At 69.5% G+C, this 12917-nt stretch carries 13 protein-coding genes; 8 read left to right on the top strand and 5 right to left on the bottom strand.

The genetic code is table 11. The annotated features are described in order from the left end of the window. Window positions 1-39: 39 nt before the first annotated feature. The gene (locus tag F6X38_RS22680; RefSeq protein WP_150973919.1) at window positions 40-300 is read right to left on the bottom strand and encodes a DUF1127 domain-containing protein; all 261 of its coding nucleotides are present in this window, start codon (window positions 298-300) and stop codon (window positions 40-42) included. Between the two features lie 178 nt (window positions 301-478). Between F6X38_RS22680 and F6X38_RS22675 the strand changes: the two genes are divergently transcribed. Together F6X38_RS22675 and xseA are read left to right on the top strand one after the other, a co-directional pair. Then, window positions 479-1429, top strand: coding sequence for a LysR family transcriptional regulator (locus F6X38_RS22675; protein ID WP_150973917.1), 951 nt, complete (start codon window positions 479-481; stop codon window positions 1427-1429). A 13-nt stretch (window positions 1430-1442) separates the two neighbouring features. After that, window positions 1443-3023 (top strand): exodeoxyribonuclease VII large subunit, encoded by a 1581-nt coding sequence (xseA, locus tag F6X38_RS22670; protein ID WP_150973970.1) that lies wholly within the window; start codon window positions 1443-1445, stop codon window positions 3021-3023. 8 nt (window positions 3024-3031) lie between these two features. Here xseA and F6X38_RS22665 read toward each other — a convergent pair whose 3' ends face one another. Beyond that, complete coding sequence (locus F6X38_RS22665; protein ID WP_150973914.1) at window positions 3032-3283, bottom strand: hypothetical protein; 252 nt, start codon at window positions 3281-3283, stop codon at window positions 3032-3034. A gap of 172 nt (window positions 3284-3455) precedes the next feature. Between F6X38_RS22665 and F6X38_RS22660 the strand changes: the two genes are divergently transcribed. Continuing rightward, window positions 3456-3860 (top strand): host attachment family protein, encoded by a 405-nt coding sequence (locus F6X38_RS22660; protein ID WP_150973912.1) that lies wholly within the window; start codon window positions 3456-3458, stop codon window positions 3858-3860. A 4-nt stretch (window positions 3861-3864) separates the two neighbouring features. On the opposite strand, the gene dinB is transcribed toward F6X38_RS22660, so the two are convergent. After that, window positions 3865-5001 carry a DNA polymerase IV gene (dinB, locus tag F6X38_RS22655; RefSeq protein ID WP_150973910.1) on the bottom strand — a complete coding sequence of 379 codons (1137 nt, stop codon included), beginning with the start codon at window positions 4999-5001 and terminating at the stop codon, window positions 3865-3867. 47 nt (window positions 5002-5048) lie between these two features. Further along, on the bottom strand, window positions 5049-6365 hold the full coding sequence (locus F6X38_RS22650; RefSeq protein ID WP_150973968.1) for a cation:proton antiporter: 1317 nt from the start codon (window positions 6363-6365) through the stop codon (window positions 5049-5051). Window positions 6366-6464: 99 nt separating this feature from the next. On the opposite strand from F6X38_RS22650, the gene F6X38_RS22645 reads away from it, so the two are divergent. From F6X38_RS22645 to F6X38_RS22625, 5 genes are all read left to right on the top strand, one after another. Continuing rightward, on the top strand, window positions 6465-6992 hold the full coding sequence (locus F6X38_RS22645; RefSeq protein WP_150973908.1) for a 2Fe-2S iron-sulfur cluster-binding protein: 528 nt from the start codon (window positions 6465-6467) through the stop codon (window positions 6990-6992). Next, on the top strand, window positions 6989-7975 hold the full coding sequence (locus tag F6X38_RS22640; protein WP_150973906.1) for an FAD binding domain-containing protein: 987 nt from the start codon (window positions 6989-6991) through the stop codon (window positions 7973-7975). Before F6X38_RS22645 ends, F6X38_RS22640 begins: the two co-directional genes overlap by 4 nt. A gap of 32 nt (window positions 7976-8007) precedes the next feature. Further along, the gene (locus F6X38_RS22635) at window positions 8008-10284 is read left to right on the top strand and encodes a xanthine dehydrogenase family protein molybdopterin-binding subunit (RefSeq protein WP_150973966.1); all 2277 of its coding nucleotides are present in this window, start codon (window positions 8008-8010) and stop codon (window positions 10282-10284) included. Between the two features lie 123 nt (window positions 10285-10407). Next, window positions 10408-11490: a catalase family protein gene (locus tag F6X38_RS22630; RefSeq protein WP_150973904.1), complete on the top strand. Its 1083-nt coding sequence runs from the start codon at window positions 10408-10410 to the stop codon at window positions 11488-11490. A 30-nt stretch (window positions 11491-11520) separates the two neighbouring features. Next, window positions 11521-12420, top strand: coding sequence for an MBL fold metallo-hydrolase (locus F6X38_RS22625; protein WP_150973902.1), 900 nt, complete (start codon window positions 11521-11523; stop codon window positions 12418-12420). Between the two features lie 19 nt (window positions 12421-12439). On the opposite strand, the gene F6X38_RS22620 is transcribed toward F6X38_RS22625, so the two are convergent. Beyond that, window positions 12440-12781, bottom strand: coding sequence for a hypothetical protein (locus F6X38_RS22620; RefSeq protein ID WP_246191503.1), 342 nt, complete (start codon window positions 12779-12781; stop codon window positions 12440-12442). Window positions 12782-12917 lie beyond the last annotated feature (136 nt).

Genomic DNA, 12917 nt, shown 5'->3' with positions numbered 1-12917 from the left:
CGTGGCGGGCCGCTCAGCATGCGTCGGATCGGCTCGAAATCATCGTCCCTGGCGATGCTCCGCCGCCTTGACGGCGAGCCGGTAGGTGGGGTCGTCGTGCCAGTCGCTCGACAGCGCCTCGTGCACGTCGTCGCGCTTGATGCCGATGTCCGTCAGGAGATAGTCGGGCAGTTCGGCGACGCGAAGCGCGGCGCGGCGGTGCGCGATCGTCCGGCCGATCGCCCCGACCGCGGCGACCGCGACGGAAAGGCTCGGCAGACCAAACGACGGGGCGTCGCCGCTTCTCGAGAACATGGACATCTTCGGAACTCCTCTGACCACGGTTGCAGGGGGCAAAGCTTCGCCGGTCGCCGGAACTCAGGTGTTCGGCGGTAAATCGGCTGGCTTGTCCTGACAGTGGGAAAGTAAGGCGGACCGATTGATCAAGCCAACGAATGTTGCTTATGATCTCCATCACTCGCCCTGATGGATGGCAGCGATGGCTTCACCCCTCGATCTCGATCAGTTGCGCACCTTCGTCGCGATCGTCGACACGGGCAGCTTCACCCGTGCCGCCGAGGAAGTGTTCAAGACGCAGTCCGCCGTTTCCATGCAGATGCGCAAGCTGGAGGAGCGGCTCGGCTCGGCGCTGTTCGAACGCACGGGCCGCCACGTGAAGCTGACCGAGGACGGCGACCGGCTGCTCGGCTATGCGAGGAAGCTCCTCAGCCTCAGCATGGAAACCCTGACCGCCTTCGACGAGGATTCGATCGAGGGGCACGTGCGGATCGGCCTGCCGGACGATTATGCCGAGCGCTTCCTCCCGGAGATCATCGCGCGGTTCTCGCGCTCCAACCCGCGCGTCGAGCTGCAGATCGCCTGCGAGACCACGACGAGCCTGATCGAGCACGTCGAGCGCGGCCATCTCGACGTGGCGCTGGTCTGCCCGACCAAGGCCAGCCAGGCCGAGATCGTCCGCCGCGAGCCGCTGCACTTCGTCACCTCCGCCTCGCATTCGGTGCATCAGGAGGCGGTGCTGCCGCTGGCGATCGGCCGGACGGACTGCGCCTGGCGCAGGCAGGGCATCGAAGCCTTGAACGCGGTCGGACGCGAGCATCGCATCCTGTTCACCTCCTGGTCCGCGACGATCGTCGCGTCCGCCGTCCTGGCAGGGCTCGCGGTCAGCGTCCTGCCGGAATGCGCGCTGCGTTCGGGCATGCGCGTCCTCACCGAGGCGGAAGGCTTCCCGCGGCTGGAGGACGCCGAGATCGGCGTGATCCGCTCGCGCAATTCCGACCGCCCGGTGATCCACGCGCTGGTCGCCCATATCCGCGAAAGCCTGCAGAACATGGCGGCGCCGCCGAGCCGCGCGAGCGTCGCGGAGCCGCGCGCCGTCGTGCGGCCGCCGCGCCCGGCCAAGGTCGCCGGCCTCGTCGCGGCGGGATGGTGAGAGCGTGAGCGCCCTGCAGGACGTCGCCGCTGCGGCCGGCGGCACCAACGTCGTCGAATACACCGTCTCGGAGCTTTCCGGCGCGCTGAAGCGCACCGTGGAGGAGGCCTTCGCCTATGTGCGGGTGCGCGGCGAAATTTCCGGCTACCGGGGCCCGCACTCCTCCGGCCACGCCTATTTCGCGCTGAAGGACGACCGGGCCCGACTGGAGGCCGTGGTCTGGCGCACCGCGATGGCGAAGCTGCCGTTCAAGCCGGAAGAAGGGCTGGAGGTCATCGCCACCGGCCGCCTCACCACCTATCCCGGCTCGTCCAAGTACCAGATCGTCATCGAACATCTGGAGCCGGCCGGCGCGGGCGCGCTGATGGCGCTCCTCGACGAGCGGCGGCGGCGGCTCGAAGCCGAAGGCCTGTTCGCGCCCGAGCGCAAGCGAGCCCTGCCCTTCATGCCGCGCGTCATCGGCGTCGTCACCTCGCCGACCGGCGCGGTGATCCGCGACATCCGGCACCGGATCGCCGACCGCTTTCCCGTCCACCTCCTCGTCTGGCCGGTGCGGGTGCAGGGCGAGACTTGCGGCGCGGAAGTCGCCGCCGCGATCCTCGGCTTCAACGACATCGAGCCGGGCGGCGAGATCCCGCGGCCGGACCTCATCATCGTCGCGCGCGGCGGCGGCAGCCTCGAAGACCTCTGGGGCTTCAACGAGGAGGCGGTGGTGCGCGCCGCGGCGGAATCGGACATTCCGCTGATCTCGGCGGTCGGGCACGAAACGGACTGGACGCTGATCGACCATGCGAGCGACCGGCGCGCTCCGACGCCGACCGGCGCGGCGGAGATGGCGGTGCCGGTGAAGGCCGACCTCCACGCCTTCATCTCGGGGCTGAACGCCCGCCTGGCGGCCGCCAGCTCGCGCCGTCTCGGCGACGGCCGTCGCGCACTCGCCGGCCTCACCCGCGCCCTGCCTTCGATCGACATGCTGCTCGCCCTGCCGCGGCACCGGCTGGACGACGCGGCGGGCCAGCTCGGCCGCTGCCTCGAAGTCGCCATCGCCGGGAAGCGCCGGAGTTTCGGCGAGCTCAGCGGCGCCTTATCGCCGAGCCATCTCGACGGGCTTCTGAAGGAGAAGCGAGCCGATCTCCGGCACGTCGACACGCGCGACCGACATGCGCTCGACGCTTTCCTGTCGCTTCGCCGCCAGCGGTTCGAGCGCGCCGTCTCGAACCTACGACCGCACGCGCTCGCCGCCCGCTCGCAGGAGGGGCGCTGCCGTGTCGAGGCGCTGGATGGACGGCTCGCCTCCGCCTTCCGGCTCGTGCAGACCCGCCGCGCCGACCGGCTCGCGACGCTGGCGCGCGTCGCCGAAAGCCTCGACTACCGGCGGGTGCTCCAGCGCGGCTATGCCATCGTCCGGGATGCGGAGGACCGCCCGATCGCGTCCGTCGACGAGCTCGCGATGGGAACGCCGTTCGAGGTGGAGCTTGCCGATGGCCGGCGGTCCGCCATCGCGACCGGCACGCACCGTTCGGCCGGCCGCGCGCCGCGCAGCCGCCGCTCTGCGGCGACGGGTGCGACGCAGGGCTCGCTTTTCGAGGCCTGAAGGGGGGTTCAGTTCGCCGCGTCGGGAGGCGGTCCCTTCTCGTCGGCGACCTCGTCGAAGTCGAGCGTTTCCAGCACGTCCTCGGCGTCGTTGCGGATCTCGTCCAGGAACTCGACCGCGTCGTCGAACGAGTCGCCCCCTTGCGCGGCGAGCATGGCGAGCTGGATCGTCAGGATGGCGGCGACGTCGTTCAGTTCGAGGCCTTCGAACAGCTTGCCGATCTCCTCGGTGATCCGGTCCTTCTCTTCGTTGCTCAGCATGTCGCCGGTCCTTGCCCTACTCCGCCGATCGAGCGGCGTCCGGCCTATGTAGGCGGGAAGCCGCGCCGGCGAGCCGACGAATCCATGCCCGCGACATCGCATCCATCGCCGCCCGTGGGCGTTTGCCGCCCATGCCCCGCCGGTCGGCGGCGGGCTCGAAACGGAGATTCCCATGCATATCGCGCAAGGCGCCACGGTCGCGGTGGTCGACGGCCAGAAGCTCAGCCTGTTCCGCAACACCAGCAACGACGCGCATCCGAAGCTGAGCGCCCTGCCCGCCGAGTCGGTCAACACCTCGAACAAGAGCGGCGGCGCCGGCCATTCCAGCAGCGCGGCCAATCCGGACGAGGCGACGAAGGGCGAGGACGGCTTCGCGGCGGGCGTCGCCGAACTCCTCAACCGGCAGGCCGTCGAGGGCAAGCTGAAGGAGCTCCTAGTGATCGCCGCGCCGAAGACGCTCGGCGAGCTTCGCAAGCACTATCACGCGAAGACGAAGGACAGCCTCGTCGGCGAGATCTCGAAGGACCTCACCGGCCAGAAGAGCGACGACATCGAACGGACCATCGCCGCCGCATGAGCAGCTAGAGCGGCAGGCTGAACTGCGCCTCGGTCTCCTCCTCCGCCTCCGGCAGGAAGGAGGAGATCGTCAGGCCGAGGAGCCGCACGCCCTTCGGCACCGGCATCAGCGGCCCGAGCAGCGCGATCGTGGCGCGCTCCAGTTCGGCTCGCGAGGCGACCGGCCGGGCGGTGGACTGCGAGCGGGTGATCTGCCGGAAGTCGGCATACTTCACCTTCAGCGTCACCGTCCGGCCGCGCAGCTCCTTCGCCTCGCAGATGCGCCAGACCTTGTCGCCGATCGGCTGCAGCGCCTCGCGCATCGCCTCGAAGGCGAAGAGGTCCTCGTTGAAGGTGTTCTCCGCCCCGACGGATTTCCGCTCGCGGTTCGCCCGCACCGGCCGCTCGTCGATGCCTCTGGCGATGGAATGGTAGTAGGGCCCCGCCTTGCCGAACCGCTCCTGCAGGAAGGCGAGCGGGCGCTCGCGCAGGTCCCGCCCGGTGTGGATGCCGAGCCGCTCCATCTTCGCCGCCGTCGCCGGGCCGACGCCGTGGAAGCGGCCGATCGGCAGGTCCTCGACGAAGCCCGGTCCCATCGCCGGTGTCACCACGAACAGGCCATCGGGCTTGCGATGGTCGGAAGCGAGCTTGGCGAGGAACTTGTTGTAGGAAACGCCAGCGGAGGCGGTGAGCCCGGTCGCCTCGCGGATGCGGCGGCGGATGGCCTCGGCGATCGCGGTGGCCGACGCGATGCCCTGCTTGTTCACCGTCACGTCGAGATAGGCTTCGTCCAACGACAGCGGCTCGATGAGGTCGGTGTGTTCGGCGAAGATCGCGTGGATTTCGGCGGAAACCGCCTTGTAGACGTCGAAGCGGGGTTTCACGAAGACGAGGTCGGGGCAGCGACGCTTCGCCGTCACCGAGGGCATCGCCGAGCGCACGCTGTAGACGCGCGCCTCGTAGCTCGCTGCCGCGACGACCCCGCGCTGCGACGAGCCGCCGACCGCGACCGGTTTTCCGCGCAGCGACGGGTCGTCCCGCTGCTCGACGGACGCGTAGAAGGCGTCCATGTCGATGTGGATGATCTTGCGCGTGGGCGCGCCGGCGGACGGGTCGACGGCAGCCGTCGAGGATTGCGGCGATTCGCGGACGAGGGCCGACATGCGCATATCCTAGCACATCCCGCGCCGATTCGCGGCGTGCGCGGCGTCTACCGCGTCTCGCCGAACGGCAGTTCCGGCATGTCCGGGTCGGCCGCCCTGCCGGTATCGGGATCGATCCCCCGGTTGCGGTCGAGAAGCCGCATCACCGGCGTGACGGTGAGGCCGTGCAGCAGCACCGAGACCAGCACCACGAGCCCGACGATCGCCCAGAGCCGCTCGCCGTTCTCGACCGGCATGTGGTTCAGGCCGAAGGCGAGATAATAGAACGAGCCGACGCCGCGGATGCCGAAGAAGGCCAGCGTCAGCTTCTCCGAGCGCGAGGCATCGATGCCGAGAAGGCCGACGACGCCCGTCAGCGGACGCACCACGAGGAGGACGAGGCCCACCAGAAGGGCGTCCGTCCACCGCAAGGGCCCGAGGAGGCCGCTGACCAGCGCGCCGCCGAAGAGGACGAGCAGCACCATCATCGCCAGCCGCTCGATCTGCTCGGTGACGTCGTGCATGTCGCGCTGGAAGTCGTGGTCGCGGTGCGAGCCGCGGATCGTCAGCGCGGTGACGAACACGGCGAGGAAGCCGTAGCAGTGGACGATCTCGCTGAGGCCGTAGGAGACGAAGGTCGCGGCGAGCGCGATGAGGCCGTCGCCGGTCTGGGCGAGCTTGGTTTCGGCCGGGATGTGGAACGTCACCCAGCCGAAGGCGCGGCCGACTAGCCAGCCGCAGAAGACGCCGACGCCGATCTCCCAGAAGACGTTGAGGGTCAGCCATTCGGTGAACCACGGCTTGCCCTCGGCGGCCACCGTTCCGAGCGCGATCGCCAGCCAGACGAAGGGAAAGGCGAGGCCGTCGTTGAGCCCGGCTTCGGAAGTCAGGCCGAAGCGGACCTCGTCCTCCTCGCCGCTTTTCGGCGGGCCGACCTGCACGTCGGCGGCCAGTACCGGATCGGTCGGCGCGAGCGCCGCGCCGAGCAGCAGCGCCACCGGCCAGGGCAGGCCGACGAGCCATGCCGCCAGTCCGGCGATCGCCGCGATGCCGAGCGGCATGGTGATCCCGAGCAGCCGCCACGTGATCGACCAGCGCCGGAACGCGAACTCCCGGTCGATCTTCAGCCCAGCGCCCATCAGCGCGATGATCACCACGAACTCGGTGAAGCGCTCGGCGACCTGCGGAAAGGTCAGCGGCAGTGGCTTGAACGTCACCGCCGCCGGATAGAACACCGCCATGCCGATCAGGACGCAGACGATCGGCAGCGACAGCGGCAGGCGCTTCAGCGCCAGCGGCAGCCACGCGACGAGCGCGATCAGAAAGCCGGTGCCGGTGAGAATCAGGATGTAGGGATCGGAACTCAGTTCGAGCGCGGCAAGCATCGCCACCAACGGACGAGGCAGCCGCGCGATCCGGTCGCATCCTTTGCCGCGACCGGAACGACGCCCTAGTTTGGAACCGATCCAGATTTGGGGGTTCCCATGAACATCACGATCAACGGCCGCGCCGTGGAGGCGACGATCGACCCGCGCATGTCGCTGCTCGATCTCCTGCGCGATCATGTCGGGCTGACCGGCACTAAAAAGGGCTGTAACCAGGGTGCCTGCGGCGCCTGCACCGTGCTCGCGGACGGCGAGCGGATCAATTCCTGCCTCGCCCTCGCCGTCCAGTACGAGGGCCGCTCGATCACGACGGTGGAAGGGCTGTCGTCCGCAAGCGGCGACCTCCATCCGCTGCAGCGCGCCTTCATCGAGCACGACGGCTTCCAGTGCGGCTACTGCACGCCGGGCCAGCTCGTCTCGGCCGTCGGCATGGCGGGCGAGGCCGAGCGCGGCCTTCCCAGCGTCGTCACCGCCGACCTTTCCGCGGAGACGGTGCGGCTCGACCGCGACGAACTGCGCGAGCGCATGAGCGGCAATCTCTGCCGCTGCGGCGCCTACAATGGCATCATCGAGGCGGTGGCCGAGACCTTCGCGAACGCCTCCGAATCGAAGAGGGAAGCGGCATGAACCCGTTCAGCTTCGAGCGCGCCGCCGACGTCGCGGGCGCTATCAACCTCGTCCACGCCAAGGCCGGAGCGAAGTATCTCGGCGGCGGCACCAACCTCGTCGACCTGATGCGCGAGGGCTGCGAGCGCCCGGAGACGCTGGTCGACGTGACGGCCCTTTCCACCGCCATCGAGGACCGCGACGGCGGCGGCCTCCTGATCGGCGCGGGCGTTCGGAACACCGCGGTCGCCGAGCATCGCGGCGTCAGGACGCGCTATCCGGCGCTCGCCCGCGCGATCTTGTCGGGCGCGTCCGGCCAGATCCGCAACATGGCGACGGTCGGCGGCAACGTCCTGCAGCGCACCCGCTGCACCTACTTCTACGACGAGGCGGCGCACTGCAACAAACGCGAACCCGGCACGGGCTGTGACGCCGTCGACGGCTTCAACCGCATCCACGCGATCCTCGGCGCGTCGCCGTCCTGCGTCGCGACGCACCCGTCCGACATGTGCGTCGCGCTCGTCGCGCTGGACGCGGTCGTGCATCTGGAAGGACCGAACGGCGCGCGGACCCTGCCGCTCACCGACCTGCATCGCCTGCCGGGCGACCGGCCTGAGATCGACACCGAGCTCCGGCCCGGTGAGCTGATCACCGGCGTTGAGCTGCCGGAGTTGCCCCTCGCCCAACGCTCCACCTATCGGAAAGTGCGCGACCGCGCCTCATACGCCTTCGCGCTTGTATCCGTCGCGGCGGCGCTGGAGGTCGAGAACGGCACGGTGAAGGACGTGCGCCTCGCGCTCGGCGGTGTCGCGCACAAGCCGTGGCGGGCCGCGAAGGCGGAAGCGGCGTTGAAGGGGCAGCCGGCGACGGAGGCGAGCTTCCGCGCCGCCGCCGAAGCGGAACTGACGGATGCGAAGCCGCTGCGCGACAACGGCTTCAAGATCGAGCTCGCCAAGCGCGCGATCGCGGCGACGCTCGGCGAACTCGCAGGAGACAAGCGATGAGCAACATCATCCAGACCGTCCAGCAGACGGTGATGAAGAAGGTCGTCGAGCTCGCGCCGGACACCTGGCTGCCGGGCGGCAAGCCGGACCCGCTCGGCCGCTCCAAGCACGGCCTCGTCGGCGCGCCGATCTCGCGCATCGACGGGCCGCTGAAGGTGAAGGGTCAAGCGCGCTTCGCGGCGGAAGTGCCGATGGAGGGTCTGGTCTATGCCGCCCTCGCCTACTCCACCGTGCCGAAGGGCCGCATCGCGGCACTGGATACGGGCGCGGCGGAAGCCGCAGCCGGCGTCGTCCTCGTGATGACGCACCTCAACGCGCCGCGCATGAAGCAGGTGCCGCTGTTCATGACGGCCGAGAAGGCGGCGGGCGGCATCGACCTGCCGATCATGCAGGACGAGCGCATCCACTGGAACGGCCAGCCGATCGCCGTGGTGCTGGCCGAAACGCAGGAACAAGCCGACCATGCCGCCTCGCTGGTCACGGCTGCCTACGCGGTGGAGCCGGCGACGACGTCCTTTGCGACCGCGAAGGCGAAGGGCACGACACCCGGCCTGTTCATGGGCCAGCCGCTGAAGACGGCGGTCGGCGACGCGGAAGCGGCGCTCGCCAGCGCGCCGCACAAGGTCGACGCCGTCTATACGACGCCCCGGCACAACCACAACCCGATCGAGCTCCACGCCGTGACGCTGGCGTGGAGCGGCGACGAGCTGCGCATCCACGACGCGACGCAGGCGGTCGCGCACGAGGCCTGGTCGCTGGCGCAGGTCTTCGGCATCGACGAGGGTCAGGTTCGCGTCACGTCGCCCTATGTCGGCGGCGGCTTCGGCTCGAAGACGCTTTGGGACCATCAGGTGTTGGCGGCGGCGGCGGCGAAGCTCGCAGGGCGGCCGGTCCGGCTGATGCTGTCGCGCGAGGGCGTCTACCGCGTCGTCGGCGGCCGCACGGTCACGGAGCAGCGCGTCGCGCTCGGCGCGAAGGAGGACGGCGCGTTCGAGGCGGTGATCCATACCGGCACGGTGGCGATGAGCCCGCACAACAACCTGCCCGAGCCCTTCATCCTGGCGACGAAGGGCGCCTACGCGTCGCGGACGTTCAAGCTCGACGTCGAGACGACCGCGCTCGACATGCTGGCGAACACGTTCATGCGCGCGCCGGGCGAGGCCGTCGGCACCTTCGCGCTGGAATGCGCGGTGGACGAGCTGGCGGTCGAACTCGGAATGGACCCGATCGAGCTTCGCATCCGCAACGAACCGGAGAAGGACCCGATCGAGGGCACGCCCTTCTCGTCGCGCCACATCGTCGAGGCCTACCGCGCGGGGGCGGAGCGGTTCGGCTGGGCGAAGCGGGCAGCGCCCGGCACGCGCCGCGAGGGCGAATGGCTGGTCGGCATGGGATGCGCGACCGCGACCTATCCCTATTATCGCATGCCGGGCGGCGCGGCGCGGATCGTCCTCACCCGCGACGGGCGGGCGACCGTCTCGATCGCGGCGCACGAGATGGGCATGGGCACCGCCACCGTGAACACGCAGGTCGCGGCCGAGCGGCTGGGTTTGCCGATGGAAGCGGTGACCTTCGCCTATGGCGACTCCTCGCTCCCTGGCGCGGTGCTCGCCGGCGGCTCGCAGCAGACCGCCGCCATCGGCGCCTCCGTCATCGCGGCGCAGCGGGAGCTCGCGACCGAGCTTCTGAAGCTCGCCGGCAACGACACGCCGCTCGCCGGTCTCTCGGTGGACGAGGTCGAGGCGCGCGATGGCGGGTTGGGGAGCATCGTCGATCCCGGCCGATTCGAGACCTACGCCTCGATCCTCGCGCGCGCCGGTCGCGAGGATGTGACGGTGGAGGCGGAGGGCGCGCAGCCGCTGGAGACCATGCACTGGTCGATGCACTCCTACGGCGCGATGTTCGCCGAGATGCGCGTCAACACCGTCACCGGCGAGGTGCGGGTTTCCCGCTTCCTCGGCTCGTTCGATTGCGGCCGCATCCTCAACAGCAAGACCGCGGCGAGCCAGTTCCGCGGCGGCATCATCATGGGGCTCGGCCTTGCCTTGATGGAGGAAACGCAGTTCGACGAGCGGTCGGGCCGCATCATGAACCCGTCGCTCGCCGAGTATCACGTGCCCGTCCACATGGACGTGCCGCCGATCGAGGTGATCTGGACGGACATCCCGGACCCGCACACGCCGATGGGCGCGCACGGCGTCGGCGAGATCGGTATCACCGGTGTCGGCGCGGCGGTGGCGAACGCGGTCTTCAACGCCACCGGCAAACGCATCCGCGACCTGCCGATCACGCTCGACAAGCTGATGTAGGGCCGGTCGTTAGGCGGGTCCGGATATAGCCTGCGCGTCCCCGGACCTGCCGCCGCCGCCAAGCGTTGCGGCTTCGGCGCGACATCGAGACATGCCGGCCGTCGGACGGAAGGACAGCCGAGCGTGAACTATCTCCGCTATCGCCCCGAGATCGAGAGCCCGGCCGCCGATGAGGCGGAGGCGATCCAAGGCATCGTCCACTCGATGACGCATCAGGCCGAAAAGGTGGCGGACCGCGAGCATCACGCGGTGCGCGCCTCGCATGCCAAGAGCTCGGCTCTGGTGGTCGGCGAACTGACCGTCCAGCCGAATCTTCCGCCGGAACTGGCGCAGGGGCTGTTCGCGCTCCCCCGCAGCTACAAGGTCGCGATCCGCTTCGCGCAGGGCCCCGGCGAGAGGCTCGCCGACCGCGTCGGCACGCATCGCGGCATGGCGATCAAGGTGTTCGGCGTCGATGGAGAGAAACTCGGGAGCCATCGCGACGACACGCAGGACTTCGTCCTCGCCAGCGGCCCGACCTTCCCGTCCGGCACCGCGCAGGGGTTCCTGAAGGACGAGAAGCAGCTCGAATCCGGCGTCTCGCTGCCGGAAGGCGTAAAGAGCTTCGTCTCCTCAGCGGCGCGCAACCTCAACCGCGTCCTCCACGCGGTCGGCACGGAAAGCCCGAAGGCCGATTTCTTCGGCCACCCGTTCAGCCATCCGCTCTCCGAGCCCTATTACAGCCAGGCGCCGATCCGCTTCGGCGACTACGTGGCGAAGGTCGCGGCCTTCCCCGCCTTCCCCGGACTGGAAACGTTGCAGAGCGAGACGATCGATGTCGACAGCGATCCGGATGCCTTTCGCCACGCGACGCAAGCGTTCATCGCGGCGCACGAGACGCTGTTCGAACTGCGCGCCCAGCTCTGGACGGATGCCGAGCAGCAGCCGATCGAGGACGCCTCGGTGGAGTGGAAGGAAAGCGACAGTCCGTTCCGGACGGTCGCCACGATTCGCATCCCGCCGCAGAATGCCGGCAGCCCCGAGCGGCGGCGCTATTTCGACGAGGTGATGGCGTTCCGGCCGGCGCACACGCTGGTCGCGCACCAGCCGCTCGGCTCGGTGATGCGCGCCCGCCTCGAGGTCTACGAGGCGCTGTCGGACTTCCGGCACCTGGCGAACGGCGTCGCGCAGGAAGAACCGCGCACCGCCGAGCAGATTCCGGCCTGACTCCAGACATCGAAGAGCGACCGAGCCCCCATGGCACAGCAGATCCCGCTCCCCGACGACGCCAGCGCCGTCGATCCCGTGCTCGACGCCGCCCGCGCCGACCACACGCACGAGATCGCGCCGGACATCGCCTATCGGCGGCTCGGCCTCGTCAACGTCGTCTTCGTCGGCGCCCCCGGCGCCGGCGACCGGAATTGGGTGCTGGTCGATGCCGGGCTGCCGGGCACGAAAGGCCTGATCGCCGGGGCGGCGCGCGAGCGCTTCGGCGAGGGCGCCCGTCCCGCCGCCATCGTCATGACGCACGGCCATTTCGACCATATCGGCACCTTGGAGGACCTTGCCGAGGAGTGGGATGCGCCGGTTTACGCGCATCCTCGCGAACTGCCCTACCTAAACGGCTCCGCTTCCTATCCGCCTGGCGACCCGAGTGTCGGCGGCGGGTTGATGGCGGCGATGGCGCGGCTTTATCCGCGCGGTCCGGTAGACGTGCGGCGGCATCTGCACGCCCTTCCGGACGACGGCAGCGTTCCCGGCCTGCCGGACTGGCGTTGGATCCACACGCCCGGCCACAGCGTCGGACACGTCTCGTTCTGGCGGGAGGCGGACCGCTCGCTGATCGTCGGCGACGCCTTCGTCACCACCGCACAGGAATCGGCCTATGCGGTCGCGGTGCAGCGGCCGGAGATGCACGGGCCGCCGATGTACTACACGGTGGAATGGGACAAGGCGAAGCACTCCGTCGAGGCGTTGGCCGCATTGAAGCCGGAGCGGGTCGTGACGGGCCACGGGCAGGCGATGCAGGGCGAGGCGATGCGCGCCGGGCTGGAGCGGCTGGCGCGGGAGTTCGACGCGGTCGCCGTGCCGGAAAAAGGTCGCTATCTCGCCGAGCCGGCACGAGCCGAGGACCGCAGCGCCTATCGCGACGCGTAACCGCCGCGAGCGTTTGCCTTCAGCCGGAGCGGTGCCAACGGGCCTTGAAGCGCTCGACGCGTTTCTCGATCCGGCGGGCGGCGCGCTCCAGCCAGCCCTTCAGGACCGGGATGTCTTCGGCCATCAACGCGAGGCCGAGCGGCAGCATCCATAGACCGAGTATCGGCAGAAACCATAGAAAGCCGCCGGCGATGAACAGGAGGGCGACCGGCCAGCGCACCAACCTGCCTTCCGGCCGGCGCAGCCATTCGACGCTCCGCCGGAAGAAGCGCGGCGTGCGCTCCAGCCCGCGGGAAACCCGTTCGTCCCATGCGGCGGCGTCTTCGTCGATCGGCGGCTGGTCGAGCTCCATGCCGGTCATATAGGGGCGGTCCGCCGGTTACGCTCGTCCCGGCTGGCATCCTGATCTCAACCGCCCCGGATCAGCGTGGTGATTTTACTGCTGAGGTTTTGCATGGTGAAGGGTTTGGTGACGACGTGCATGCCGGGGTCGAGGT

This window comes from Plantimonas leprariae (genome assembly GCF_008802405.1).
Classification (GTDB): Bacteria; Pseudomonadota; Alphaproteobacteria; order Rhizobiales; family Rhizobiaceae; genus Plantimonas; species Plantimonas leprariae.
The sequence above is the reverse complement of the archived record's forward strand: the minus strand, read 5'-3'. Positions and strand labels throughout refer to the sequence as shown.

Coding starts and splice junctions, on each gene's coding strand:
- F6X38_RS22680 (WP_150973919.1), bottom strand. CDS start 300: ATGTCCATGTTCTCGAGAAGCGGCGACGCCCCGTCGTTTGGTCTGCCG.
- F6X38_RS22675 (WP_150973917.1), top strand. CDS start 479: ATGGCTTCACCCCTCGATCTCGATCAGTTGCGCACCTTCGTCGCGATC.
- F6X38_RS22665 (WP_150973914.1), bottom strand. CDS start 3,283: ATGCTGAGCAACGAAGAGAAGGACCGGATCACCGAGGAGATCGGCAAG.
- F6X38_RS22660 (WP_150973912.1), top strand. CDS start 3,456: ATGCATATCGCGCAAGGCGCCACGGTCGCGGTGGTCGACGGCCAGAAG.
- dinB (WP_150973910.1), bottom strand. CDS start 5,001: ATGTCGGCCCTCGTCCGCGAATCGCCGCAATCCTCGACGGCTGCCGTC.
- F6X38_RS22650 (WP_150973968.1), bottom strand. CDS start 6,365: ATGCTTGCCGCGCTCGAACTGAGTTCCGATCCCTACATCCTGATTCTC.
- F6X38_RS22645 (WP_150973908.1), top strand. CDS start 6,465: ATGAACATCACGATCAACGGCCGCGCCGTGGAGGCGACGATCGACCCG.
- F6X38_RS22640 (WP_150973906.1), top strand. CDS start 6,989: ATGAACCCGTTCAGCTTCGAGCGCGCCGCCGACGTCGCGGGCGCTATC.
- F6X38_RS22635 (WP_150973966.1), top strand. CDS start 8,008: ATGAAGAAGGTCGTCGAGCTCGCGCCGGACACCTGGCTGCCGGGCGGC.
- F6X38_RS22625 (WP_150973902.1), top strand. CDS start 11,521: ATGGCACAGCAGATCCCGCTCCCCGACGACGCCAGCGCCGTCGATCCC.
- F6X38_RS22620 (WP_246191503.1), bottom strand. CDS start 12,781: ATGACCGGCATGGAGCTCGACCAGCCGCCGATCGACGAAGACGCCGCC.